Annotated in this window: 24 protein-coding genes; 12 read left to right on the forward strand and 12 right to left on the reverse strand. The window is 65.0% G+C overall.

Annotated features, from left to right (window positions below):
* Nucleotides 1-11 precede the first annotated feature (11 nt).
* Complete coding sequence (serB, locus tag ACQCS0_RS11295) at nucleotides 12-905, forward strand: phosphoserine phosphatase SerB (RefSeq protein ID WP_354155747.1); 894 nt, start codon at nucleotides 12-14, stop codon at nucleotides 903-905.
* Nucleotides 906-994: 89 nt separating this feature from the next.
* Here serB and ACQCS0_RS11300 read toward each other — a convergent pair whose 3' ends face one another.
* Both ACQCS0_RS11300 and fabG read right to left on the reverse strand, forming a co-directional pair.
* A complete protein-coding gene (locus tag ACQCS0_RS11300; RefSeq protein WP_354155748.1) occupies nucleotides 995-1,747 on the reverse strand; it encodes an SDR family oxidoreductase in 753 nt (250 codons plus the stop codon).
* A gap of 114 nt (nucleotides 1,748-1,861) precedes the next feature.
* The gene (fabG, locus tag ACQCS0_RS11305; RefSeq protein WP_354155749.1) at nucleotides 1,862-2,587 is read right to left on the reverse strand and encodes a 3-oxoacyl-ACP reductase FabG; all 726 of its coding nucleotides are present in this window, start codon (nucleotides 2,585-2,587) and stop codon (nucleotides 1,862-1,864) included.
* Between the two features lie 144 nt (nucleotides 2,588-2,731).
* Between fabG and ACQCS0_RS11310 the strand changes: the two genes are divergently transcribed.
* The 3 genes from ACQCS0_RS11310 to ACQCS0_RS11320 are packed head-to-tail and all read left to right on the forward strand — an operon-like array spanning nucleotide 2,732 to nucleotide 4,332.
* Nucleotides 2,732-3,166 (forward strand): DUF3099 domain-containing protein, encoded by a 435-nt coding sequence (locus tag ACQCS0_RS11310; RefSeq protein ID WP_354155750.1) that lies wholly within the window; start codon nucleotides 2,732-2,734, stop codon nucleotides 3,164-3,166.
* Nucleotides 3,163-3,438: a hypothetical protein gene (locus tag ACQCS0_RS11315; protein WP_354155751.1), complete on the forward strand. Its 276-nt coding sequence runs from the start codon at nucleotides 3,163-3,165 to the stop codon at nucleotides 3,436-3,438. The genes ACQCS0_RS11310 and ACQCS0_RS11315 overlap by 4 nt, the downstream gene beginning before the upstream one ends.
* Nucleotides 3,439-4,332 (forward strand): SURF1 family cytochrome oxidase biogenesis protein, encoded by an 894-nt coding sequence (locus ACQCS0_RS11320; protein ID WP_354155752.1) that lies wholly within the window; start codon nucleotides 3,439-3,441, stop codon nucleotides 4,330-4,332.
* A gap of 81 nt (nucleotides 4,333-4,413) precedes the next feature.
* Here the strand turns inward: ACQCS0_RS11320 and ACQCS0_RS11325 are convergent, their stop codons facing one another.
* Nucleotides 4,414-6,012: an ABC-F family ATP-binding cassette domain-containing protein gene (locus ACQCS0_RS11325; protein ID WP_193342849.1), complete on the reverse strand. Its 1,599-nt coding sequence runs from the start codon at nucleotides 6,010-6,012 to the stop codon at nucleotides 4,414-4,416.
* 282 nt (nucleotides 6,013-6,294) lie between these two features.
* On the opposite strand from ACQCS0_RS11325, the gene ACQCS0_RS11330 reads away from it, so the two are divergent.
* Genes ACQCS0_RS11330 through ACQCS0_RS11340 form a run of 3 tightly spaced genes read left to right on the forward strand, consistent with a single transcriptional unit; the run spans nucleotide 6,295 to nucleotide 8,268 of the window.
* Nucleotides 6,295-6,924 carry a biotin transporter BioY gene (locus tag ACQCS0_RS11330; RefSeq protein ID WP_354155753.1) on the forward strand — a complete coding sequence of 210 codons (630 nt, stop codon included), beginning with the start codon at nucleotides 6,295-6,297 and terminating at the stop codon, nucleotides 6,922-6,924.
* A gap of 7 nt (nucleotides 6,925-6,931) precedes the next feature.
* Nucleotides 6,932-7,648 carry an ABC transporter ATP-binding protein gene (locus ACQCS0_RS11335; RefSeq protein WP_354155754.1) on the forward strand — a complete coding sequence of 239 codons (717 nt, stop codon included), beginning with the start codon at nucleotides 6,932-6,934 and terminating at the stop codon, nucleotides 7,646-7,648.
* Entirely contained in the window at nucleotides 7,645-8,268 is a 624-nt protein-coding gene (locus tag ACQCS0_RS11340) for an energy-coupling factor transporter transmembrane component T family protein (RefSeq protein ID WP_193342852.1), read from the forward strand. Before ACQCS0_RS11335 ends, ACQCS0_RS11340 begins: the two co-directional genes overlap by 4 nt.
* A 27-nt stretch (nucleotides 8,269-8,295) precedes the next feature.
* Here the strand turns inward: ACQCS0_RS11340 and ACQCS0_RS11345 are convergent, their stop codons facing one another.
* Nucleotides 8,296-9,522 carry a thiolase family protein gene (locus ACQCS0_RS11345; RefSeq protein WP_426938396.1) on the reverse strand — a complete coding sequence of 409 codons (1,227 nt, stop codon included), beginning with the start codon at nucleotides 9,520-9,522 and terminating at the stop codon, nucleotides 8,296-8,298.
* Nucleotides 9,512-10,918: a class I adenylate-forming enzyme family protein gene (locus tag ACQCS0_RS11350; RefSeq protein WP_426938397.1), complete on the reverse strand. Its 1,407-nt coding sequence runs from the start codon at nucleotides 10,916-10,918 to the stop codon at nucleotides 9,512-9,514. Before ACQCS0_RS11350 ends, ACQCS0_RS11345 begins: the two co-directional genes overlap by 11 nt.
* Before the next feature lie 61 nt (nucleotides 10,919-10,979).
* Here ACQCS0_RS11350 and ypfJ point away from each other — a divergent pair, with 61 nt between their 5' ends.
* A complete protein-coding gene (gene ypfJ, locus ACQCS0_RS11355; RefSeq protein WP_354155768.1) occupies nucleotides 10,980-11,861 on the forward strand; it encodes a KPN_02809 family neutral zinc metallopeptidase in 882 nt (293 codons plus the stop codon).
* Between the two features lie 97 nt (nucleotides 11,862-11,958).
* Here the strand turns inward: ypfJ and ACQCS0_RS11360 are convergent, their stop codons facing one another.
* The 6 genes from ACQCS0_RS11360 to ACQCS0_RS11385 form a co-directional block, all read right to left on the reverse strand.
* The gene (locus tag ACQCS0_RS11360) at nucleotides 11,959-12,291 is read right to left on the reverse strand and encodes a metal-sulfur cluster assembly factor (RefSeq protein ID WP_185260509.1); all 333 of its coding nucleotides are present in this window, start codon (nucleotides 12,289-12,291) and stop codon (nucleotides 11,959-11,961) included.
* Between the two features lie 12 nt (nucleotides 12,292-12,303).
* Nucleotides 12,304-13,089 (reverse strand): Fe-S cluster assembly ATPase SufC, encoded by a 786-nt coding sequence (sufC, locus tag ACQCS0_RS11365; RefSeq protein ID WP_282331502.1) that lies wholly within the window; start codon nucleotides 13,087-13,089, stop codon nucleotides 12,304-12,306.
* A gap of 114 nt (nucleotides 13,090-13,203) precedes the next feature.
* On the reverse strand, nucleotides 13,204-13,563 hold the full coding sequence (locus tag ACQCS0_RS11370) for a non-heme iron oxygenase ferredoxin subunit (RefSeq protein ID WP_354155757.1): 360 nt from the start codon (nucleotides 13,561-13,563) through the stop codon (nucleotides 13,204-13,206).
* Between the two features lie 16 nt (nucleotides 13,564-13,579).
* Nucleotides 13,580-14,866 (reverse strand): Fe-S cluster assembly protein SufD, encoded by a 1,287-nt coding sequence (gene sufD, locus ACQCS0_RS11375; protein WP_354155758.1) that lies wholly within the window; start codon nucleotides 14,864-14,866, stop codon nucleotides 13,580-13,582.
* A gap of 2 nt (nucleotides 14,867-14,868) precedes the next feature.
* The gene (sufB, locus tag ACQCS0_RS11380) at nucleotides 14,869-16,332 is read right to left on the reverse strand and encodes a Fe-S cluster assembly protein SufB (RefSeq protein ID WP_185260505.1); all 1,464 of its coding nucleotides are present in this window, start codon (nucleotides 16,330-16,332) and stop codon (nucleotides 14,869-14,871) included.
* Nucleotides 16,332-17,174: a MarR family transcriptional regulator gene (locus ACQCS0_RS11385; protein ID WP_354155759.1), complete on the reverse strand. Its 843-nt coding sequence runs from the start codon at nucleotides 17,172-17,174 to the stop codon at nucleotides 16,332-16,334. Before ACQCS0_RS11385 ends, sufB begins: the two co-directional genes overlap by 1 nt.
* A gap of 106 nt (nucleotides 17,175-17,280) precedes the next feature.
* Here ACQCS0_RS11385 and ACQCS0_RS11390 point away from each other — a divergent pair, with 106 nt between their 5' ends.
* Genes ACQCS0_RS11390 through ACQCS0_RS11400 form a run of 3 tightly spaced genes read left to right on the forward strand, consistent with a single transcriptional unit; the run spans nucleotide 17,281 to nucleotide 19,968 of the window.
* A complete protein-coding gene (locus tag ACQCS0_RS11390) occupies nucleotides 17,281-18,249 on the forward strand; it encodes an ABC transporter ATP-binding protein (protein WP_354155760.1) in 969 nt (322 codons plus the stop codon).
* Nucleotides 18,246-19,016 (forward strand): ABC transporter permease, encoded by a 771-nt coding sequence (locus ACQCS0_RS11395; RefSeq protein WP_354155761.1) that lies wholly within the window; start codon nucleotides 18,246-18,248, stop codon nucleotides 19,014-19,016. Before ACQCS0_RS11390 ends, ACQCS0_RS11395 begins: the two co-directional genes overlap by 4 nt.
* 7 nt (nucleotides 19,017-19,023) lie before the next feature.
* A complete protein-coding gene (locus ACQCS0_RS11400; RefSeq protein WP_354155762.1) occupies nucleotides 19,024-19,968 on the forward strand; it encodes a COX15/CtaA family protein in 945 nt (314 codons plus the stop codon).
* Between the two features lie 106 nt (nucleotides 19,969-20,074).
* Here the strand turns inward: ACQCS0_RS11400 and ACQCS0_RS11405 are convergent, their stop codons facing one another.
* A complete protein-coding gene (locus tag ACQCS0_RS11405) occupies nucleotides 20,075-21,037 on the reverse strand; it encodes a heme o synthase (RefSeq protein ID WP_282331509.1) in 963 nt (320 codons plus the stop codon).
* 512 nt (nucleotides 21,038-21,549) lie between these two features.
* Here ACQCS0_RS11405 and tkt point away from each other — a divergent pair.
* The gene (gene tkt, locus ACQCS0_RS11410; protein ID WP_354155769.1) at nucleotides 21,550-23,667 is read left to right on the forward strand and encodes a transketolase; all 2,118 of its coding nucleotides are present in this window, start codon (nucleotides 21,550-21,552) and stop codon (nucleotides 23,665-23,667) included.
* Nucleotides 23,668-23,678 lie beyond the last annotated feature (11 nt).

Genomic DNA, 23,678 nt, shown 5'->3' on the forward strand with positions numbered 1-23,678 from the left:
AGATTGCAGCCATGACTTCGAACGTGACTGCGGTCAGCTATGGCCTAAAACTGACCGCCAGCGGGCTCGATACCGTGCACGACGCCCTGACGGGCAGTGGCGCCACCGTCCAATCACAATCAAGGGGCGGGGACAACCGGTTTGAAGTCCACACTGCCGAGCTCACTATCGCCGACGGCACGGACGACGGTATTTCCGCACTCCGCAGGGCGGTGGCCGAGGCGGCGCAGGCCGGCCTGGACACCGCCATCGTTCCCGCAGGTTTGCGTTCGGCTCCGCGGAAGCTGCTGATCATGGACGTTGATTCGACGCTGATCCAGCAAGAAGTCATTGAGCTCCTGGCGGCCTACGCGGGCAAGCGGGAGGAAGTGGCGGCAGTCACCGAAGCCGCTATGCGCGGTGAACTGGACTTTGCGCAAAGCCTCCACGCGCGGGTGGCCGTGCTCGCAGGATTGCCGGCCGCCGTCGTCGATTCCGTCCGGGCGGAAGTGAAGCTAAGCGACGGTGCCGCTGAGCTGGTTGCGGCATTCAAAGCTGCGGGCCATGTGGTGGCCGTGGTGTCCGGCGGGTTCAACCAGATCCTGCGTCCCATCGCGGAGGATCTGGGCCTGGACTACTGGTTGGCTAACGAGCTTGAAATTGTGGACGGCGCCCTGACCGGCAAAGTAATTGGTGCCGTCATCGATCGTGCGGCGAAGGAAAAGTACCTGCGCGAGTGGGCGGCCGCCGAAGGCATCGCGATGGAACACACCATTGCCGTGGGCGACGGCGCCAACGACCTGGATATGCTCGGAGCCGCCGGAATCGGAGTGGCCTTCAACGCCAAACCTGCGGTCCGGGCCGTCGCGGATTCTGCGATCAACATGCCGTATCTCGACGCGGTGCGCCACATCGCCGGGGTCTGAAGCAACCTCCGCCGATACGCCCAGAAGGCACGTCGCGGCAATGGTCTCAAGGAACAATGCTGCGACGTGCCATCCTGCGTTGGTGAAGTTTAGTTGACGCCCTTGCCGAAGTAGTCGGAGCCGCCGGCGTACTCCGTGTGGCCGGATTCGACGTCGGCCGTAGCCATGCCGGCCACAACTTCAGCGAACTCCTCCACCGAGTACAGCTTTCCGGCCTCAGCGCGGCGGGCTTCGATGGCACCCGGGTTTGAGCGGTCCAGCAGCGTTGCCGTGACGGTGCCTTCGATCATGTCGCCGGACACAACCACCAGCGAGATGCCCTTCTCAGCCAGGTTCGGGAGGAGCTCACGCAGGGCGTCCTCGCCGGCACGCTTGCTCCGGGCCACAGGCTCGTATTCGGGCATGGTGGGCACGGAGTTGATGAAGTGGGCCTGGTGGCTGGTCACGAAGACCACACGGGAGCCTTCCTTCATCAGGGGCACGGCGGCGTTGAGCATATTGACCTGGGCATCGCGGTTGAGCTTAAGGGCGTAGTCGTCTGCCATGCCGGACTCCATGCCGCCGGACGCGTTGAGCACCAGGACATCCAGCGAACCGAAGTTCTCCAGGGCCGCGCTGGCCAGGGCCTGCACGCCTTCCTGGGTGGTGAGGTCCGCACCCACGGCGGTGGCGCGGCCGCCGGCAGCTTCGATTCCTGCTACCACCTTGTTGGCGCGCGGCGCCTTCTGGCGGTAGTTAACGACGACGGCGGCGCCCTCGGCAGCGAGGTTCTTGGCCACTTCGGCGCCGATTCCCCGTGAGGATCCGGTCACGATGGCGGTTTTGTTATCCAGCAGTCCCATATGGGCTCCTTTGTTCGAAACGTCTAAATCCGTTGAGGTCTGGTGTCAATCATGCCAGCGCCCAGTCCACAATCACTTGTGGGACCCCGACAAAGAAGGCAGCTCACCCTCGTTTCAGTGGCCCATGCCGAGTCCGCCGTCGACGGGGATGACGGCACCGGAAATGTAGGCGGCCTCGTCGCTGGAAATCCAGCGGACCACGTTGGCCACTTCCGAAGCCTCGGCAAAGCGGCCGGCTGGTATGCCGGAGAGGTAGTTTTTCTGGGTGGCCTCGGGCAGTTCCGCCGTCATATCCGTGTTGATGAATCCGGGGGCCACCACGTTTGCTGTGATCCCGCGTGAACCCAGCTCACGCGTCAGGGAGCGGGCGATGCCCACCAGGCCGGCCTTGGAAGCGGAGTAGTTTATCTGGCCCGGCGCGCCGTAGAGGCCCGAGACCGAGGAAATGAGGACCACGCGGCCCTTGCGCATCCGAATCATGCCCTTCGAAGCGCGCTTGATGACCCGGAAAGCTCCGGTGAGGTTGGTGTCGATCACCGAGGTGAAGTCGTCTTCGCTCATCCGCATCAGGAGCGTGTCCTTGGTGATTCCCGCGTTTGCCACCAAGACCTCAACGGGACCGTGGGCGGCTTCCACCGCGGCGAAGGCCGCATCGACGGAGGCTTCGTCGGTCACATCGGCCTTTACGCCCAGAATGCCGGCCGGCAGCTCCGAGGGGCTCCGGAAAGTCACGGCCACCTTGTCGCCATTGGCCACAAAAGCCTGCGCGATGGCCAGGCCGATGCCGCGGTTTCCACCGGTGATCAGGACACTGCGGGCCGATGTAGCTGCTTCAGACATTAAACGCTCCGGGATTCTGCGGCACGTGCAGCCGCGGGTAGGACGAGGTGTGATTTTTGCTGCCTCCGATCTTAGCCCGCGTTTGGGCGCCACTGCCGATGGTGAGAGAATTGAGGCAAGCCTTTGGAGCGTGATCAATCAACCGTGACCCTTGAAAACCATGCCGGACAGTCCGTGCCCGGAGAGCCCGAAAGTTTCTCCGGGGATTCCGGGGTCTACAGCATTACGGACGCGGCGGACGCCCACTCGGAGGACATGCGCCGGCGCATGATCAAGTACGCGCTGGCCATGGGAATCCGCATGGTCTGCCTCATCCTTATTTTTGTGGTGGACGGCTGGTTCAAGCTCGTTATGGTCGCTGGCGCCGTCTTCCTCCCGTGGATTGCGGTGGTGATCGCGAACGGCAGCGACCAGGCGGAGATCCACAGCGACTCGCTGCTCGACTCGGCCCCGCTGGCCGAGCTGGAAAGCCAAGCCGGGCTGCCGGAACAGGACGGCACCACGTCCACGGTCATCCAGGGCGAACTCATTGATGACGACGACGAACCCACGCAAGGACAGGAACGGCGCGCCTCATGAACATTCTTGACCTGGCTGCAGGGACTGCTGGTCCACCGCCGGCCATGGCTGCTATGTGCTCCCGCAAGGCGTGCCGTGCGGAAGCGTCCTGGCAACTGCTCTGGAACAACCCCAAGATCCATACGCCGGAACGCCGCAAAACCTGGCTTGCCTGCAACGACCACCGTGACTGGCTCGAAGACTACCTCCAGACCCGCGGCCTTTGGAAGGAAACCCTGGTCCTGGATTCGGGGCATGCCGCCGGCCGGGCGCCGGTAGGGCAGGACGGCTGAATGTACCGCTTTCTCTTCTCCAGCAAATGGCTGGGATACCTCCTGCTGGCCGCCATCTTCGCCGCCGCCTGCGTGTTCCTTGGCCGTTGGCAGATGGACCGCCGCGCAGAGACACTCGCGGAGATCAACCGCGTGGTCACCAACTATTCCGCCACGCCCATCGCCTTCGACGCGGCAAGGGACGAGTTCGCCGCGCTGGACCCGTCGAAGGAATGGACCCAGGTGGAACTCCAAGGCACCTACGCTCCCGACGGTCAGCGCATTGTCCGCAACCGTCCGCTGAACGGGCAGCCCGGGTATGAGGTGGTTGTCCCCTTCAAGCTCGAGACCGGCGAAACTGTGGTGATTGACCGCGGCTGGCTGCCCATCGGCAACAAGAACCCGGGGAGTCCCGATTCCATTCCGGCGCCTCCTGCCGGCCCAGTGACCGCCGTCGTCCGCCTCAAGCACGGGGAGCCCCAACTGGACCGTGGCGCCCCCGAGGGCCAGCTTGCTTCCATCGATCTCCCCACCTATGCGGACCAACTGGGATACCCGGTCCTGACTGGCGCCTACGGACAGCTCGCGTCTGAATCTCCCGCCCCCGCTGACGCGCCCGTCCCGTTCCCGAAGCCGGCCACTGAAGAAGGCACGCACCTGTCCTATTCCCTGCAGTGGTTTGCCTTTGGCGTTCTGATGTTCGTGGGCTTCGGGTACGCCGCACGGCAGCAGGCCAGGAATGCTGCGATCGACGCCGAGGATGAGCTTGAGGGTGAAGACGGGTCGCGGGATTCCGGCAGCCCCGTGCATTCCGCCGCTGCGGCAGCCCGCCGTCGCCCGCCTGTTGCCCGCAAACGCAAGAAGGCGACCGCCGAAGAAGAGGAAGACGCCCTGCTGGACGCGCAGGGCTACTGACGAACGTTCTGTCACGGAACGAGCTAGTTCGCGGCAAATCCCGTGCGGGGCTAAGCGACAGGCGACCGGACGCCGAGAAGGCTAAGCGAGCGTAATCAGGTCCAGGTAGTCTTCGTTCCAGTGGTCCTCGATGCCGTCGGGCAGCAGTACGACGCGTTCGGGGTTCAGTGCTTCGACGGCTCCTTCATCGTGGCTCACGAGGACGACGGCGCCGGTGTAGTTGCTCAGTGCCCCGAGGATTTCGGCGCGGCTGGCCGGGTCGAGGTTGTTGGTGGGCTCGTCGAGGAGAAGCACGTTCGCGCTTGAGGCCACGATGGTGGCCAGAGCCAGCCGGGTCTTCTCGCCGCCGGAGAGCACACCGGCGGGCTTATCGACGTCGTCTCCGGAAAACAGGAACGAGCCCAGGATGTTGCGGACTTCCGCGTCGTTCATGTCCGGGGCGGAGGAGCGCATGTTCTGCAGGACGGTGCGGTCCACGTCGAGCGTCTCGTGCTCCTGGGCGTAGTAACCCACCTTCAGGCCGTGGCCCGCCACGACCTCGCCGGTGTCCGGCTTGTCGACGCCGGCGAGCATCCGCAGCAGGGTGGTCTTGCCGGCGCCGTTGAGGCCCAGGATGACCACCTTGGAACCGCGGTCGATGGCCAGGTCCACGTCGGTGAAGATCTCCAGCGAACCGTAGGACTTGCTGAGTCCGTCCGCGGTCAGCGGAGTCTTGCCGCAGGGTGACGGATCAGGGAAACGCAGGGCTGCCACGCGGTCGGTCGCGCGGACGGCTTCGAGGCCTCCCAGCAGACGTTCGGCACGCTTGGCCATGTTCTGCGCTGCGACCGCTTTGGTGGCCTTGGCGCGCATTTTGTTGGCCTGGTCGATGAGGACCTGGGCTTTCTTCTCCGCGTTTGCGCGCTCACGCTTGCGGGCGCGCTCGTCCGTTTCGCGCTGGAGCAGGTAGCGCTTCCAGTTCATATTGTAGAAGTCGACCTTGGCGCGGTTGGGATCCAGCAGGAACACTTTGTTGACGGTGGCTTCGAGCAGCTCGGTGTCGTGGCTGATCACGATCAGGCCGCCCTGGTGGTTCTTCAGGAACTCGCGGAGCCAGGTGATGGAGTCAGCGTCGAGGTGGTTGGTGGGCTCATCGAGGAGCATCGTTTCGGCGTCCGAGTACAGGATCCGGGCGAGTTCCACTCGACGGCGCTGGCCGCCGGACAAGGTCTTGAGCGGCTGGTTCAGCAGCCGGTCCGGGAGGGCCAAGTTGGAGCAGATCGCAGCGGCCTCGGCCTCGGCCGCGTAGCCGCCGGCGGCCAGGAACTCCGATTCCAGCCGGTCATAGCGGTTCATCGCCTTGCGCTGGACCTCGGTGTCCTCGCTGGCCATGTCCTCATGGGTCTGCTTGAGCTTGTTGACGGCTATGTCCAGGCCGCGGGCGGAGAGGATGCGGTCGCGGGCGAGCTGTTCCATGTCCGGGGTGCGGGGATCCTGCGGCAGGTAGCCGATCTCGCCGCTGCGGGTAACCTTGCCGCCGGCGGGCTGGCCTTCGCCCGCGAGTACCCGGGTCAGGGTGGTCTTGCCTGCGCCGTTACGGCCTACGAGGCCGATCTTGTCGCCCTTGTCGATGCGGAAGCTCACCTGGTCCATGAGGAGCCGGGCGCCGGCGCGCAGTTCAAGATCCTGGACAGTAATCACAGCAGGTAAGGCCTTTCACAACGGGGAAACGCCGCAGCTCATCGGATGACGTCTGGAAGCAGCCGGGCAGAATGGCCGACAGAACGGCCTTTCCAAGTCTACCGGCCTCAGCTTGGCCCCATAACCGCTCCACCGCCGTCGTACGTTGGCTCAACGGTTGTGCCCGGCCGTCAACCCCGGGCATCCCGTTTAGTAGGTCCCCTACAAAATGGCGCCCGACGGCGGCCGGTAACGTCAGGATCACCCCATGCTTCGCTTGTACAACAACGACAGGAACACCCCATGAGCCAGACAGACACCGCCGCCACCGGCACCACTTCCCGCCTCCGGAACCGGTGGAATGCCACCGACCTGGGCCTGATCGCCGTCTTCGCAGCGCTCGTTGCCGGCTCCGCTATGGTGCCTGGCATCGCTGCGAACGTGTTCGGCATCCCCATCACTTTCCAGACCCTTGCGGTGATGCTAACCGGACTGATGCTGGGCCCCGGCCGAGGTTTCGCCGCCGTCGCCCTGTACACACTCCTGGGCCTGGCCGGCCTCCCGATCTTCAGCCAGGGCCGCAGCGGACTGGCCATTCTGGCCGGCCCCTCGGCCGGTTACATCATTGCTTTCCCCATCGCTGCAGCCGTTGTCGGCTGGCTGGCCATCGTGGTGATCCGGCGGACAACACGTTCCCGGGCGCTGTGGTTCTTCGCGTCGGCGATGGTCACCAGCATCGCGTTCGTGCACATGTTCGGAGTCGCCGGGATCGCCCTGAACACCAAAGCTTCACTGGGTGACGCCTTCCTCGCAGACCTGGTCTTCTACCCCGGCGACGTGATCAAGAACATCCTCGCCGCGGTGATCGCAGTGTCACTGCACCGGGCATTTCCCGACGTCCTGGTCCGCCGGGTGAAGCGGATCAGCAACTAGTCCCGCCATGGCAACCATTTCTTTCCGGCAGGCCTCAGTGGCCGTTGCTGTTGACAACCGCCCGGAACCGAAGTCCCTGCTCCGGGACGTCACGCTTGAACTGACGGAACAGCGCATCGGCGTGATCGGGGCCAACGGGTCCGGCAAGTCCACACTGCTGCGGCTGATTAACGGCCTGGTGCAGCCAAGTTCCGGCAGCGTGTCCGTGGACGGCGCCGATACTGTCCGGGCCGTGCGGGCCGTACGCCGGCAGGTGGGGTTCGTCTTTACGGATCCCTTATCTCAGCTGGTCATGCCCACGGGGCGCGAGGACGTGGAGCTTTCGCTGCGCCGCCCGGTCCGCCACGGTGCGGAGCGGCGGAGGCTGGCGGAAGCGGCCCTGGAGCGCCTTGGCCTGCTGCCGCTCGCGGACCAGAGCATCTACGAACTCTCCGGCGGTGAACGCCAGCTGATGGCCCTCGCCGCTGTATTGGCCGTGAGTCCCACTGTCCTGGTGCTGGATGAACCATCCACCCTCCTGGACCTCCGGAACCGCGAACTCCTGCGCCGCACACTTTCCGGCCTCGGCCAGCAGATTGTGATGTCCACACACGACCTCGACCTCGCCCTGGAAATGGACCGCGTGCTGGTGGTTGAGGCGGGACGCGTGATGTTCGACGGCGGCCCCGCCGCGGCCGTCGACGCATACCGGGACCTGGTCACCAACGGCCTGGCCGCGCCATGAGAGGGCACGGCTTCTTGCTGGCCAACTACGTCCCGGGGAATTCGATCATCCACCGGACGCCGCTTGCACTGAAATTTCTGCTGGTGGTGGGCTGCGGCCTGTTGTCTTTCCTGGTGGTCGACTGGTTGGTATCTGCCGCGGTGCTGGCGGCGCTCGGCGTCCTGTTTCTCCTGACGGGTGCCGGCGCCCGCCGGCTGGTCGGTGCTGTCCGTCCGGTTGGCCTTGTGCTGGTGGTCATCGGCCTGTTCCAGTGGTGGCAGCTGGGTGGACCCACGGCCGCCCGGATTGTCCTTAACATCCTGGTCTGCGTGGTGGCGGCGTCCCTGCTGACAGCCACGACCCCTATGCAGCGGATCCTGGACGGTGTTGTATCGCTGGCCACACCGTTCCGCCGCTTCGGCGCCGACCCCGAGCGTTTTGCGCTGACCATCGCCATCATGCTCCGCAGCATCCCGTATATCGCCGGCGCCTTCGCAGACGTCAGGGATTCCGCCCGGGCCCGAGGGCTTGAGCGCAACCCGCGCGCCCTCGTGCTGCCCGTTTTCATCACCACCGTGGCCTTCGCCCGCCAGACCGGCGAAGCACTGGCTGCACGCGGGCTGGGCGACGCGGAAGACTGAGGGGCCGTTAGATGTGCTTTGTTCGGCTCAGGGGTCCTGTCGGCCGGCCAGGAACTCGTAGCGCAGCAGCGCGGCCGTTCCCATGCCGCCGGCAATACTGATCAGAGCCAGGGCCAGGGAGCCATGGTTCCCGGTGCGCCGGGCGTGGGCGAGAAGCCGGGCCATCAGTACTGCCCCGGACGCACCATAGGCGTGGCCCAATGCCAGCGCCCCGCCGTCAAGGTTGGCCCGCTCCGGATCGATGCCCAACTTGTCCAGGCACGCCAGGGTCTGGGACGCGAAGGCTTCGTTGAACTCCACCAGGTCACAACCGTCCGCGGACAGTCCCCTCGCCTTCAGGAGCCGCTCCGCGGCAACCGCTGCGCCGATCCCCAGCACGTCGGGGTCCACGCCGGCAGTGTCCGAGCCCAGCACCAGGAGCCCGTCAACGGCACCGAGTTCCCGGGCCCGCTGCAATGAAGTAACCACGACGGCGGACGCGGCGTCCGCGTCGAAGCATGAGTTCCCGGCGGTGACAGTCCCCCCTGGCACAAAAGCGGGCGGGAAGCGCTTCAGCACGGCAGCAGTCAGTCCGGCCCGGGGGCCGTCGTCGGCACAGATGGGTCCGGCCTGCGTTTCCAGCGTGGTGATTTCGGCGGCGAAATATCCTGCTCCGGCGGCAGCCAGCGCCCGCCGATGGCTGCGCAGCGCCAAGGCATCCTGCCGCTCCCGGCTGACCGCGAACCGGGCCGCTACGTTCTCGGCAGCGACCCCCATATCCGGGTCGCCGAAGCTGTGCGGCACAAACTGGGCCCGGGCAAAAAAGGCGGGCTCGCCGTCGTTGTCCCGGTAAGCCCGCAGCGGAGCCGTGCTGATGCTCTCCACTCCCCCGGCGAGATACACGGGGTTTCCGCCGGCGGCCACCAGCCGGGCGGCCAGGACGATCGCGTCGAGGCCTGACCCGCACTGGCGGTCGACAGTCAGTCCCGGCACGCTGACCGGCAGCCCTGCCTGAAGGAGGGCGAGTCGGGCCACGTTGCCGCCGCCGCCCACGGCGTTGCCGATCACCACATCCGTGACGGTTTCGGCCGGCACCTGGGCATCGGCCAGGAGGTTGACCAGGACCGGCGCCAGAAGCTGGTGGGCACGCAATTCCTTCAGCGCACCGTTGGCGCGCCGGATCGCTGTACGCCGCGCCGCGATGATCACGGGCTGCCGGTCCGCGGGCACAAAGTCACCAGGCGGCAAGCCATGGGGTTGCAGGTCAGCGGTCAAGATGCCGCGCCCTCGGGTCGTGGGAGCCGATCCATTCCAGCAGGATATTCCGGCTGATCTTGCCCCGGTCCGTCGTGGGAAGTTCGGACAGTGCGAAGTACTGGTGGGGCCGTTTGTCCCGCGGCAGGATGTTTTCGAGTCCTGCCTTGAGCTGCAAGGCCGTGATTCCGCCGTGGGACGGAATGACGCCTGCAACCACCCGTTGGCCGCGGAGGTCATCGGGTATTCCAGCGGCAACAGCAGCAGCCACGCCCGGCACGGCCGCCAGGGCGAGTTCCACTTCGTGCGGATAGACGTTCTTTCCCGAGGTCAGGATCATGTCGGCGCGCCGCCCCAGGATGTGCAGTTCGCCGTCGGCGAGGTAGCCCTGGTCCCCCACCGTGAACCAGCCGTTGAAGGAGCGCAGCGCCTGCCCGTCGTCACCCCACAGGTAGCCGTTGCTAACCATGCCGCTGCGGACGCAGATATTGCCGGCTTCGCCGTCCAGGAGTTCGGAACCGTCGTCGTCCAGGATTCTGACATCCACGCCCGGGAACGGATGTCCGATCCCTGTTCCCCCGGCGTCCAGCAGCTCCCCCGCCGCCAGCCCCACACCGGAGACAAAGCTAAGTTCGGACGCGCCGTAGTACTCGAAGATGGTGGCGTTCGGCGCCCAGCGCCGTGCTGCTTCAAGGGTGCGTGCGTCCAGCTTCGAGCCTGCGCAGATGATGCTCCGGATGCCGGAGGCATCAACGCAGCCGGTCAGGCCGCGCTCACTCAGCAGCCGCAGCATGGTGGGCACGAGGATCAGCCGGGTCACGCCGTCGTGCGTAATGGCGGTGTGGACATCACCGACGTCGAACCTCCCCAGCGTCTGGAATTGGGAGCCCGCGTAGAGGCACTCAGCGAGGGCGTAGAGGTTAAGGCTGGCGGCCAGGGGGCCGGGCGCGAGCGTGACGTCGGTCTGGGCGAAGCCGAAGAACTCAACGGACGCGTCAAAGGACTGCCGCCAGGACTGCCTGGACCGGGTAAACGCCTTGGGCACCGAGGTGGTGCCTGAGGTGAGTCCGATCAGGAACGTCGAGTCCGGCGGCCCGTCCGCCAAGGCATCCGCTGCCGAAACTGTGCCCGGTTTGGCTGATTCCGCCAGCCGTTGAACGATCTCATCGTGCAGGGACGTCGGCCAGGTCGGATCCAGGACTGCGCATTGCCGCTCGCCGGCAACGGCTGCGGTGAACTTCACGGCGAAGTCAACGGAGTTGGCCTCCGCCAGGACTGTGACGGCTGCTGTCCCTGGCAGAGCGGCTGCGGCGGCGTCCCGCAGCTCAGCCCAGCGCAGCCGCTGGCCGGCCACCACAACGGCAGTGTCATGGGGGCGTTCTTCGGCCCAGCGCTGGATTTTGTCGAGAAAAGGCATCGAACCAACTTTACCGGGCCGACTCGGCTTCGGTGCAGCGGGTAAAGGCTATTGTGACTTGATGAGCTTCAATGACAACGTCCGGCTGGACCCCTCCCAGGTCCAGGACCGGCGCGGCATGGGCCGCGGTGCCAAAGTCGGCGGCGGGATCGGGGGCGGGATCATCCTGCTCATTGCAGTCCTCCTTGGCGTCAATCCCGCCATGCTGGAAGGCCTGACGGGCGGCACTGGCACGGCTGACCAAAATCAAGGGACGGCGCCGGCCTGCGCCACGGGGGCCGACGCTGACGCCCGGCTGGACTGCCGGATCACCGCCACGGTCAACAGCCTGAACGCGTTCTGGCCAGCCTACCTCCGGGACTACAACGTCCAGTATCCCCAGCCGCAGACGGTAATCTTCGATCGGGCCGTCAACAGCGGTTGCGGGACAGCTTCCAGCGCGGTGGGCCCCTTCTACTGCCCCACGGACAGCACCGCCTATTTCGATCCCGGGTTCTTCCAGGAGCTCGTGAACCGCTTCGGATCCTCGGGAGGTCCTTTGGCGCAGGAGTACGTGGTGGCCCACGAATTCGGCCACCACATCCAGAACGTGCTGGGGGACCTCGACCGTGCGCAGCAGGATCCGCAGGGGCCGGCGTCCGGTGCTGTCAGAACGGAGCTCCAGGCCGACTGCTATGCCGGGCTCTGGGTAAAGCACGCCTCAACCCAGCCCGGACCCGACGGCCAGCCGTTCCTGGAACCGATCACCCAGCAGGACCTCGAGGATGCCCTGTCCGCAGCTTCGGCAGTGGGCGATGACCGGATCCAGGAAGCCGCCACGGGCAGGGTCTCGCCCGAGGCCTGGACGCACGGCTCCAGCGAACAACGGCAGAAATGGTTCTACACCGGCTACACCAGCGGCGACATTAACCAGTGCGACACGTTCTCGTCGCCTAGCCTGTGACAGGATCCGTCGCCGACGGCAGCACGAACTAGAAAAGAACGACGACGGCCGGCTTCCTCCGCTGGGGAGGTAGCCGGCCGCCGTCGTACTTTTCATGTCAGATGTTGAAGCCGAGGGCCCGCATCTGGTCCTTGCCGTCATCGGTGATCCGCTCCGGTCCCCACGGCGGCATCCACACCCAGTTCAGGCGCCAGTCGTCCACGACGCCGTCCAGGGACTTGCCTACCTGCTCCTCGATGACATCGGTGAGCGGGCAAGCTGCCGTGGTGAGCGTCATGTCGATCAGCAGCGCACCGTCCTCGTCGGAGTACTTCAGGCCGTACAGCAGCCCGAGGTCCACGATGTTCACCCCGAGTTCAGGGTCGATGACGTCCTTGAGTGCCTCTTCGACGTCCTCGAGGCCCGTGCGGGCCACATTGATTTCGGTCATGGCAAGTCCTAACTAGGCCTGGGCAGCAGCGATGGTGGCTGCGCCGGCGCCCGTGGCGTAACGGTCGTAGCCTTCGTCTTCAAGGCGGTCTGCCAGCTCCGGGCCGCCCTCTTCGACAACCTGGCCGTCCACGAATACGTGGACAAAGTCAGGCTTGATATAACGCAGGATGCGGGTGTAATGCGTGATGAGCAGCGTGCCCATGTTGCCCGTCTCATGAGCGCGGTTGACGCCTTCGGACACAACCTTCAGGGCGTCAACGTCCAGGCCCGAGTCGGTCTCGTCCAGGATGGCGAACTTCGGCTTGAAGAGTTCCAGCTGGAGGATCTCCACGCGCTTCTTCTCACCGCCGGAGAAGCCCTCGTTGACGTTGCGTTCGGCGAAGTCAGCGTCGATGCGCAGCTGAGCCATGGCCGCCTTGACGTCCTTGGTCCAGGTGCGCAGCTTGGGTGCTTCGCCGTCGATGGCGGTCTTAGCGGTGCGCAGGAAGTTGGTCATGCTCACACCGGGGACCTCCACGGGGTACTGCATGGCCAGGAAGATGCCGGCGCGGGCACGCTGGTCGACGCTCATGGCGAGGACGTCCTCGCCGTCGAGCGTGATGGTTCCGTTGGTGACCTTGTAACGCGGGTGCCCGGCGATGGTGGAAGCCAGGGTGGACTTGCCTGAACCGTTGGGGCCCATGATGGCGTGGGTCTGACCGGTCTTGATGGTCAGGCTGACGCCCTTCAGGATCTCCTTGGTGCCCTGCTCCGTGTCAATGCTGACGTGCAGGTCCTTGATCTCAAGAGTAGACATAGGTCTTGTTCTCCTCTGCACCGCGCCCTCCGGCGGTGGTGCGGTCTGTATCTGGAAGTTTTGGTTCTGTTGCTTGGTATTGCCGCGGGCGGCTGATCTGTCCGGCTGATGCTGCTAGCTGAAGTTCGGGGCTTCCACTCCGTTGAGCACGTTCGTAAAGTCCACGTAGACCTCGTCGCCCACGATCTCGACGGCGAACACCGGGACGGGATCGTAAGCGGGCAGCTGGAGCGGCTCACCGCTGCGCAGATCGAACTGGGAGCCGTGGCCCCAGCATTCGATCATGCACCCTTCCACTTCACCCTCGGACAGCGAGATGTCCGCGTGCGAGCAGGTGTCCCCGATGGCGTGGATGTCTCCCATGGAGTCCTTGACGATGGCTACGGGGTAGTCATCGATCAGAATCCGAAGAGCCTGCTTGAGCTGGATTTCATCCGTTTTGCAGACAAATTCGCCCTTTGGCTGGTCAGTCATCTGTTTTCCGCGCCGTCTAGTTGTTCGTCACGGCGAGTTCGCGCTCAACAGCCTCGGTAAGCCGCTCCTCGAGGGCCGGTACCTTGATCTGCTGGATGATCTCGTGCAGGAAGCCACGGACCACCAGTCGGCGGGCAACATCCTCAGGGATACCGCGGGCCATGAGGTAGAACAGGTGCTCGTCGTCCAGCCGGCCGGTGGCGCTGGCGTGGCCGGCTCCCTTGATCAGGCCGGTTTCGATCTCAAGGTTCGGCACGGAGTCGGCGCGGGCGCCGTCCGTGAGCAGCAGGTTGCGGTTGGCCTCGTAGCTGTCCGTGCCTTCGGCTTCCTTGCGGATCAGGACGTCGCCTACCCACACGGCGTGCGCGTTGCGGCCCTGCAAGGCGCCCTTGTAGAGCACATTGGAGGTGCAGTTCGCCACCGCGTGGTCAACGAAGAGCCGTTGTTCCAGGTGCTGGCCGGCGTCGGCAAAGTACAGGCCGAACATTTCCGCTTCTCCGCCGGGGGCGGTGAAACGGGCAGAGGGCGTGACGCGGACCAGGTCCCCGCCGAGGCTGACCACGACGTGCTTGAACTTGGCGTCGCGACCGATCTTTGCCTGCTGGGAGGAGGCGTGAACGGCGTCGTCGTTCCATTCCTGGAGCGAGACAACAGTGAGGTTGGCGCCGTCTTCAACAACGATTTCGATGTTTTCGGACACAACGGCCGAACCCTGGTGGTTCAGGACCACAACGGCCTTGGAGAACTTCTCCGCTATTATCACCAGGTGCTGGGCAGCTGCCGCCGTCGAGGTACCGTCGATCGCGACAGTGACCTCGGTCTCGGCTTCAAACTCGGCCGGGATGGTGAGGACGGTGGCTTCGCTGAAGTTTTCCCAGGCGTTCGCGGACACGCGATCCTCCGGGATTCCGGCGGAACCGATGCGCTTGTCGCCGCGTGCCACGGTCTCAACCGTGACCTGCTCCGGGCCGCTGACGGTTACGGTCGGAGCCGGTCCCGCAAGGACCTCACTGTGCAGGCCGCGCAGGCGCTTGAGCGGGGTGAAGCGCCAGTCTTCCTCAAGCCCGGTGAGGGGCTTGAAGTCCGCCAGGTTGTACGAGGTCAGCCGGCCAGCGCGTGAGCTGTCCGGAATGCCGACGCCGCCGCCGTGCGAGTGGCGCTTGACGGCTTCCCCGGCCAGGGGGGCCTTGGAAGCGTTCGAGTTGATCGGAGACAGGCTTTCGCCCTCTTCCGTGAAACCGTTGATAAACGGCTGGGCCGAGGGCGCGCCGATGCGCGCCTTTTCAGTAGTGATTTCAGTCATCGTTATCCGACGGACCCTTCCATCTGCAGTTCAATCAGGCGGTTCAGCTCAAGTGCGTACTCCATCGGGAGTTCGCGGGCGATGGGCTCGATGAAGCCACGGACGATCATCGCCATGGCCTCGTCTTCGCGCATGCCGCGGGACATCAGGTAGAAGAGCTGCTCTTCGCTGACCCGGGAAACAGTTGCTTCATGGCCCATCACCACGTCATCCTCGCGGATGTCGATGTACGGGTAGGTGTCCGAACGGCTGATGGTATCCACCAGCAGCGCGTCGCAACGGACGGTGTTCGCTGAGTGCTTGGCACCTTCACGGACCTGGACCAGTCCGCGGTAAGCAGCCCGTCCGCCGCCGCGGGCCACGGACTTGGAGATGATGGAGCTCTTGGTATTCGGCGCGATGTGCACCATCTTCGAGCCGGTGTCCTGGTGCTGACCGGCGCCGGCGAAGGCGATGGACAGAGTCTCGCCCTTTGCGTGCTCGCCTACGAGGTAAACGGCCGGGTACTTCATGGTGACCTTGGAGCCGATGTTGCCGTCAACCCATTCCATGGTGGCGCCTTCTTCGCAGATGGCACGCTTGGTCACCAGGTTGTACACGTTGGTGGACCAGTTCTGGATGGTGGTGTAACGGACGCGGGCGCCCTTCTTCACGATGATTTCCACCACAGCGGAGTGCAGCGAATCCGAGGTGTAGATCGGCGCGGTGCAGCCTTCGATGTAGTGGACGTAGGAGTCCTCGTCGGCGATGATCAGGGTGCGTTCGAACTGGCCCATGTTTTCCGTGTTGATGCGGAAGTATGCCTGCAGCGGAATGTCCACGTGGACGCCCTTGGGGACGTACACAAAGGAACCGCCGGACCAGACGGCCGTGTTCAGCGACGCGAACTTGTTGTCGCCCACGGGGATGATCGTGCCGAAGTACTCCTGGAAGATCTCCGGGTGTTCGCGCAGCGCGGTGTCGGTGTCCAGGAAGATGACGCCCTGCTTTTCGAGGTCCTCACGCAGCTGGTGGTAGACAACCTCGGACTCGTACTGGGCGGCGACGCCGGAAACCAGGCGTTGCTTTTCGGCCTCGGGGATGCCGAGCTTGTCGTACGTGTTCTTAATGTCCTCGGGCAGGTCCTCCCAGCTGGTGGCCTGCTTCTCGGTGGAACGCACAAAGTACTTGATGTTGTCGAAGTCGATGCCCGAGAGGTCTGCACCCCAGGTGGGCATGGGCTTGCGGTCGAAGTACTTCAGGCCCTTGAGACGAAGATCGAGCATCCATTTCGGCTCGCTCTTCTTGGCCGAGATGTCGCGGACGACGTCTTCATTGATACCGCGGCGGGCGTTGGCACCGACATCGTTCTTGTCAGACCAGCCGTACTCATATGTGCCGATGCCGTGGAGCTCGGGATTCTTTTCCAGAATCTCCGAGATCACAGTGTCTTCGGCTACCGCTTTCTCTGATAGTTGGTCCGTCATCACGGCCTTTCTTGCTGATGGTTGGTTACTTCATCCAGGCTGGCGGGGGCTGCCTGCGGGACGTGTGGTCCCCCGGCAGCCAGCCGGCCTGTGGGTATGTGGGTAGTGCAGACGTGTCCGCCGCGCGCCAGCGTGGACAGGCGGCGCACGTCAACGCCGACGAGACGGGAGAACACTTCGGTCTCCACATCGCAGAAGACGGGGAACTGGGCGGCGAGCTGCTGGATGGGGCAATGCCCCTGGCACAGCTGGACGCTGGACAGTGCGGCCGGCAGCGGGGCCCTGGCTTCGATCGAGGCGGCCGACGCCACGAACCCATCCCGGCTCAGCGCCGTGGACAATGCTTGCGCCCTGGCGGTGATGTCCCGTCCGGCCTGTTCTATCTCGGGTGCGTAACGGCGTTCCATGTCGGCAAAACGTTCGACGGCGAACGCGCGGACTGCCTGTTCGCCCGCCACTGCCTGGAGCTGCTTGAGCGCGAGGGCAGCGATGTCGAGGTAATCGTTGCCAAGCGTGGACTGGCCCTGCGAGCTCAGGACATAGCGGCGGGCGGGTCGCCCCGCGCCTGCACCTGCCTTGGCTGCACGCTTGACCTCAATAACCCCACTGCGGGCCAGATGATCAAGATGCCTCCGGACCGCGGCTGGCGTGAAACCGAGCATGTCTCCGAGTTCCGCAGCGCTGATAGGGCCATGCTCGAGCACGGCGCCAAGGACCCGGTCCCGGGTACGCTCGTCGGAGTCCGCTACCGGCACAGCGGCCACGTGGCCGCGATCAGCGGCGGTACGTGGCGCTCTGTGCCCGGCAAACGGCACAGCAGCAGCATTGGTCATGGAATACACAACACAATCATGTCGTAATTTACTCCCCCGTACTAGTAAGGTCAGGCTGACCTGCGGCTGGGGTCACCTGCGGCCCCGCCAGTACTACATCGCGTAGAATGCTTGGGTGCGATCCCCCGAATCCCCGGTTCTGTCCATCAGCGGGTTAATCAAGGATGTTGGTCCGCTGGCCAGCCTGGACGGAAAAATGCTCCGGGTAGTCAACGGCGTATCTTTTGTGGCCGAACGCGGCCAGGTCACCGCCCTCCTGGGCGCCAATGGAGCTGGAAAAACCACCACCATCGAATGCGCCCAAGGCCTGCAGAAACGCAACGGGGGCAGCATCTCGCTGCTCGGCCAGGATCCGGGCCGAGCGGGCGCTGACCTGCGGTCCCGCGTAGGCGTGATGCTTCAGGACGGCGGCCTCCCGCCGTCGGCCCGTCCCATCCCGCTCCTGCGGCACATCGCCGGAATGTACGCGAGGCCCCGCTCCGTCGACGAACTGGTGGAACGACTTGGTATTGACACCTTCGCCAGGACCACCGTCCGCCGGCTCTCCGGTGGGCAGAAACAACGGCTGGCACTCGCCGCAGCCCTGATCGGAAATCCGGAAGTCCTATTCCTGGACGAGCCCAGCGCCGGCCTGGATCCCCAGTCCCGGCAGCTGGTGTTCGAGCTCATCTCGGAACTGCGGGCAACCGGGATGGGCATCATCCTCACAACGCACCTGATGGACGACGCCCAGCGGTTGGCCGACTACGTGTACATCATCGACGCCGGCAGGAACGTCGCCGAGGGAACAGTTCCCCAGCTGCTGCAGCGGGATCCGGCGGTGGAGGCCGGCGCGGACCATGCGCGCACCCTGGTGTTCGAGGCGCCCCCCGGGCTGGATTTCACCGGCGTGCTGCCCGAAGCCATCGCGGTCTCTGAAACGCGGGCCGGAAGCTACGTTGCCATGGGTGCCCTCACACCCCACGATCTCGCGTCGCTGACCGCCTGGTGGGCTGCCCACGACGTTATGCCCGGTTCCATGAGCCTGGCGGCTCGAAGCCTGGAAGATGTCTTCCTCGACATCTCGGGAAAGGACATCCGATGACGGCTCCCGCAGCCAGCGCCACCCAGGGAGCGCCGGCCACGCTGCTGCGCCGCGTCCTGCTGCAGGGCAGGTATGAATCCCTGACCATGCTCAGGAACGGCGAGCAGCTGATCCTCGCCGTGGTCCTGCCCCTTCTTGTGCTGGTGGGCCTCACTGTCACCCCATTCCTTGACGGCTTCGGAGCCAGCCGCATCAATGTGGCGGTCCCAGGCATCCTGGCTTTGTGCGCGATGTCCACGGCATTTACCGGGCAGGGAATCGCCACAGGATTCGATCGGCGGTACGGAGTTCTCCGCTTCCTGTCCACCACACCCCTGGGCCGCGAAGGCCTCATCGCGGGTAAAGTGCTGGCGGTCCTGGCGGTACTCTGCCTCCAAGTTGCAGTTGTGACACTGGTGGCGCTTCCTCTGGGCTGGCAGCCGCCTGCCTCCGGCTGGCTCCCTGGCCTGTTGCTGCTGGCCCTGGGCGGCGTGGCGTTCACCGCGTTGGGACTCCTGGTGGCCGGCACCGTGCGGCCCGAGGCCACCCTCGCCATCACCAACCTGCTGTGGATCCTGCTGGGCGCCCTCGGCGGGATCGTTATTCCCGCGGGGCGGATGCCCGCGCTGGCGCAGCAAGTGGTCCACTATCTACCCTCCGGCGCACTCGGCGAGGCCATGCGCGAAGCATTCCTGCACGGCGCGCTGAACAGCGGCGCCGCGCTTATCCTGCTGCTCTGGACAGTTCTTGCCGGGGCAGCAGCCATCCGTTGGTTCAAGTGGAATTGAGATATCCGTGAGCACGGCTTCACGCCTCCCCCAAATCGCCGGCCGCCTCGTCGCGAGACTGCCCCGTACCGTTGACGCCAGCGTCCGCCGCCTCGCGGTGGCGTCCCTGGTCGGCCAGACGCTGCTGGTGGTGACCGGCGGCGCGGTGCGGCTGACCGCGTCCGGCCTCGGCTGCCCGACGTGGCCCCGCTGCACGGACACCTCTTTGGTGAACACTGCCGAAATGGGGATTCACGGCTTCATTGAGTTCGGCAACCGGCTCCTGACGTTTGCGTTGGCAGCGGTTGCGGTGGCCATGCTTGTGTACTTGTGGAACCTTCGCAAGGAGCGTCGGGACCTCTTCCTGCTGGCGCTCGGCCTGCTGGCCAGCATTCCGGCACAGGCGGTGATCGGTGGTATCACCGTGCTGACCAACCTCAATCCGTGGGTGGTGGGCCTTCACTTCCTCGTGTCCATGGCCCTCGTGGTGATCGCCACACTGCTCGTCAACCGGGCGTACGGAAGGACAGGCCGCCACTCGGCCATCCAGCTCCCCACATTGCCGGGGGTCCTGCGTCCGGTGTCGGCCGCCGTCGCGCTTTTCTCCGCTCTTGCCGTGATGCTCGGCGTTGTGGTGACCGGCTCCGGGCCCCACGCCGGTGACGCCGACGCACCCCGCAATGGCCTTGACTGGGACCTGTTCTCCCACATCCACGCCGTTCCGGCGTACGTGATCACGGCTGGAACACTGTTCGCACTGGTGCTGGTGATTGTCCGCCGGATCCAGGGACCGTTCCGCACATCCGTCCTGCTGCTCCTGGCTGTAACCATGCTGCAGGCAGTCATCGGCTTCACCCAGTACTACAACGGCATCCCTGCGTTGCTGGTGGGCGCCCACATGCTCGGCGCGGCACTGCTGATGAGCGCGGCAACAAACACCGCCGACCTCGCCCGTTCAAGCCCGGTCACGTAAGCGCGCCGCCCGGCAGCTGCCGATTAGTCAAACGCGGGGTCACTTACCGCCCATCCGGAGGTCCGGAACGGGCGGTACGTGACCCCGCGTTGTTTGTTGAGGAGGGCTACTGGCTGATGATCGCTGATCCGACGAACGGATCCACGGCCAAGGCGATGAACAGCAGTGTCAGGTAGCTGATGGAGCCGTGGAAGACCTTCATGGCCCGCTTGTCCGAGATGTCCTCGCGCTGCGCACGGTTGTACAGGGAGTGCGACTCGTTCAGGAACCAGGCACCTGCCAGGACTGCGGTGGCCGTATAGACCCAGCCCGCGCCACCGGCGGGGACCAACAGCAGCGAGCAGGCCACCATGGCCCAGGCATAGAGGACTACCTGGACAGAAACCACCTTGGCGCCGGCGATCGCTCCCAGCATCGGTACGTTGGCGTTGCGGTAGTCCTCGCCGTAGCGCATGGAAAGCGGCCAGTAGTGCGGCGGCGTCCAGAGGAAGATGACCATAAACAAAATGACGGCCGGCCACTCGACGGTGTTGGTCACAGCGGCCCAGGCAATCAGCACCGGGAAGCAGCCGGCGGCTCCACCCCACACAATGTTCTGTGCCGTTCGGCGCTTGAGAATGATGGTGTAGATGACCACATAAAAGAAGATCGCGCCGAGCCCGAGCCACGCTGCCAGCGGGTTGGCCCCGAACCAGAGAATTCCAATTGCCGCCGCGCCGAGCAGCCACGAGAAAACCAGTGCCTCGCGGGGCGTCACCTCGCCGGTGACGAGGGGACGGTTCTCAGTCCGGTGCATCAGTTTGTCGATGTCGCGGTCCAGGTAGCAGTTGAAGGCACCGGCGCTGCCGGCAGCAAACGCGCCGCCTACCAAGGTGGCCAGGATCAGCCCGATCGGCGGGAAGCCGCGCTCGGCGTAGATCATGGTGGGGAGGGTGCTGACCAGCAGCAACTCAATGACACGCGGCTTGGTGAGGGCGAAATACGCCTTGGCCTTACGGGCGAACCCGGCTCCCCCTCTGGTGCGGGAAGCGTTAAGCGGCGTATCTGTTGTGCTCACGGTGGCAGTCACCCGTTCTGGTTGGCAGTTCTGTCTGGCGGTGCAGCTGTGTCTTACGGCCGTTGGCCGGGCTGCCCGCCAATGGTCATCAGAAGTAGGTCCCGGCAACGCCTGGTGTCTGCCGCCGCCCTTATTAGGGCTCGGCTACCGGCGTAGGCCTCCAAGTATCATACCGTGCGCATTTGTAACAGATGCCCCGTGATTAGGCCCTTATGATTGCGCACAGGGTGATTCGAGCAGATTAACTCAACCTCACGAAATGACGATTCACATAAGGGGAAATTGCGTCCAAAAGGTGAGATTTGCGCTGACCGGAGAGTGGAATGGAGCTAAGCTGTCACCAGATCAGCACCCGGCAGAAATACGTTGGAAAACGCGTTCCAACAGCCCCGCTGAATGATAGATCAACGTTTCGATGGTGAACGGCTGGTACACACCGCAGCAGGCACCATAGCGTGCCCCGGAGCGGATCCCGTGTACCGCCCACCATCAGCACAGAGAGGGGCCCGGTTTTCGTGCCACATTTGGAAGAGCAAGAACTGTCATGGACCAGCTTGGACCAGCGCGCCGTAGACACCATCCGCGTCCTGGCTGCGGATGCCGTCGAGAAGGTCGGCAACGGTCACCCCGGCACTGCCATGAGCCTGGCACCCGCCGCATACCTTCTCTTCCAGAAGCTGATGCGCCACGACCCCCGTAACCCGGACTGGCTGGGACGTGACCGTTTCATCCTGTCCCCTGGCCACACGTCGCTCACCCTTTACATTCAGCTGTTCCTGTCCGGCTACGGCCTGGAACTGAAGGACCTTGAGGCGCTTCGCACCTGGGATTCGCTGACCCCGGGCCACCCGGAGTACAAGCACACCGCCGGTGTCGAAATCACCACCGGCCCGCTGGGCCAGGGCCTGGCCTCCTCGGTGGGCTTCGCCTACTCACAGCGGCGGATGCGCGGCCTGTTCGACGCCGACGCTGCCGCCGGCGAAAGCCCCTTCGACCACACCATCTGGGTTATCGCCTCCGACGGGGACCTGCAGGAAGGCGTGACCTCCGAGGCTTCCTCGCTGGCCGGCCACCAGGAACTGGGCAACCTTGTAGTTGTCTACGATGAGAACCATATCTCCATCGAGGACGACACTGACATCTCCTTTACCGAGGATGTCCTCAAGCGCTACGAGGCCTACGGCTGGCACACCCAGCGCGTCGACTGGACCAAGACCGGCGAATACAAAGAGGACGTGCAGGAGCTGTACTCTGCGCTGCTCGCCGCAAAGGCCGAGACGTCCAAGCCGTCCATCATCTCGCTGCGCACTATCATCGGCTACCCGGCGCCCAAGAAGCAGAACACGGGCAAGATCCACGGTTCAGCCCTGGGCGCCGAGGAAGTCGCAGGCCTGAAGTCCGTGCTGGGCTTCGACCCCGCCAAGTCCTTCGACGTTGACCAGGACGTCCTGGCCCACGCCCGCTCGGTGGTTGACCGCGGTGCCGCCGCCAAGAAGGAATGGGAAGAGTCCTTCAACGCCTGGCAGGCCGCCAACCCCGAAGGCGCGGCTCTCCTGCAGCGCATCGAGGCCCGCGAACTGCCCGAAGGCCTGGACGCCGCACTGCCGGTCTTCGAAGCTGGCAAGGATGTCTCCACCCGGGCAGCGTCGGGTAAGGTCCTGAACGCACTCGGACCGGTCATGCCGGAACTCTGGGGCGGTTCGGCTGACCTCGCCGAGTCCAACAACACCACCATCGAAGGCTCCGCCTCCTTCATCCCGGTTTCCCGCTCCACCGATGCATGGAAGGGCAACCCTTACGGCCGCGTCCTGCACTTCGGCATCCGTGAGCACGCCGCGGCGTCGATCGTGAACGGTATCTCGCTGCACGGCCGGACCCGGGCATTCTCCGGTACGTTCCTGATCTTCAGTGACTACCAGCGCCCGGCCATCCGCCTCTCGGCTCTGATGGGTGTCCCGTCCATCTACGTGTGGTCCCATGACTCCATCGGCCTGGGCGAAGACGGTCCCACCCACCAGCCGGTGGAGCAGCTCTCCACGCTGCGCGCCATTGTGGGCCTGGACGTAGTCCGCCCCGGCGACGCCAACGAGGTGGGCATCGCATGGAAGACCATGCTGGAGAACCACGAAAACCCGGCCGGCATCGTCCTGACCCGTCAGAACATCCCCACCTACGCCCGTGGTGAAGGCGTGGCCGACGGCGACACGTTCGGTTCCGTTGACGGCGTCGCCAAGGGCGGCTACGTCCTCGCCGAAGCGGCCAGGGACGGCGCAACCGTTCCGGCCGACGTGCTGCTGATCGCTACCGGCTCCGAGGTCCAGCTGGCCGTCCAGGCCCGCGAAGCCCTCCAGGCCGAAGGCATCGCCGCCCGCGTCATCTCCATGCCGTGCGTCGAATGGTTCAACAAGCAGGACGCGGCCTACCGCGAGTCCGTGCTCCCCGCAGCAGTCAAGGCACGCGTCTCGGTCGAAGCCGGCCTTGCCCTGGGCTGGAGGGAATTCGTTGGCGATGCCGGCCGTTCCATCTCGCTCGAGCACTATGGCGCTTCGGCAGACTACAAGCGCCTGTTCCAGGAGTTCGGCATCACTGCGGAGGCTGTCGCCGCCGCCGCCAAGGACTCCCTCGCTGGCCTGCAGGCCTGAACCCGATTCCA

The sequence above is a fragment of the Pseudarthrobacter sp. S6 genome (assembly GCF_050156575.1).
Lineage (GTDB): Bacteria > Actinomycetota > Actinomycetes > Actinomycetales > Micrococcaceae > Arthrobacter.

Bases quoted from the DNA above. Each gene is read 5' to 3' on its own strand.
- serB (WP_354155747.1), top strand. From the start codon at position 12: ATGACTTCGAACGTGACTGCGGTCAGCTATGGCCTAAAACTGACCGCC.
- ACQCS0_RS11300 (WP_354155748.1), bottom strand. From the start codon at position 1,747: ATGGGACTGCTGGATAACAAAACCGCCATCGTGACCGGATCCTCACGG.
- fabG (WP_354155749.1), bottom strand. From the start codon at position 2,587: ATGTCTGAAGCAGCTACATCGGCCCGCAGTGTCCTGATCACCGGTGGA.
- ACQCS0_RS11315 (WP_354155751.1), top strand. From the start codon at position 3,163: ATGAACATTCTTGACCTGGCTGCAGGGACTGCTGGTCCACCGCCGGCC.
- ACQCS0_RS11320 (WP_354155752.1), top strand. From the start codon at position 3,439: ATGTACCGCTTTCTCTTCTCCAGCAAATGGCTGGGATACCTCCTGCTG.
- ACQCS0_RS11330 (WP_354155753.1), top strand. From the start codon at position 6,295: ATGAGCCAGACAGACACCGCCGCCACCGGCACCACTTCCCGCCTCCGG.
- ACQCS0_RS11335 (WP_354155754.1), top strand. From the start codon at position 6,932: ATGGCAACCATTTCTTTCCGGCAGGCCTCAGTGGCCGTTGCTGTTGAC.
- ACQCS0_RS11340 (WP_193342852.1), top strand. From the start codon at position 7,645: ATGAGAGGGCACGGCTTCTTGCTGGCCAACTACGTCCCGGGGAATTCG.
- ACQCS0_RS11350 (WP_426938397.1), bottom strand. From the start codon at position 10,918: ATGCCTTTTCTCGACAAAATCCAGCGCTGGGCCGAAGAACGCCCCCAT.
- ypfJ (WP_354155768.1), top strand. From the start codon at position 10,980: ATGAGCTTCAATGACAACGTCCGGCTGGACCCCTCCCAGGTCCAGGAC.
- ACQCS0_RS11360 (WP_185260509.1), bottom strand. From the start codon at position 12,291: ATGACCGAAATCAATGTGGCCCGCACGGGCCTCGAGGACGTCGAAGAG.
- sufC (WP_282331502.1), bottom strand. From the start codon at position 13,089: ATGTCTACTCTTGAGATCAAGGACCTGCACGTCAGCATTGACACGGAG.
- ACQCS0_RS11370 (WP_354155757.1), bottom strand. From the start codon at position 13,563: ATGACTGACCAGCCAAAGGGCGAATTTGTCTGCAAAACGGATGAAATC.
- sufD (WP_354155758.1), bottom strand. From the start codon at position 14,866: ATGACTGAAATCACTACTGAAAAGGCGCGCATCGGCGCGCCCTCGGCC.
- sufB (WP_185260505.1), bottom strand. From the start codon at position 16,332: ATGACGGACCAACTATCAGAGAAAGCGGTAGCCGAAGACACTGTGATC.
- ACQCS0_RS11395 (WP_354155761.1), top strand. From the start codon at position 18,246: ATGACGGCTCCCGCAGCCAGCGCCACCCAGGGAGCGCCGGCCACGCTG.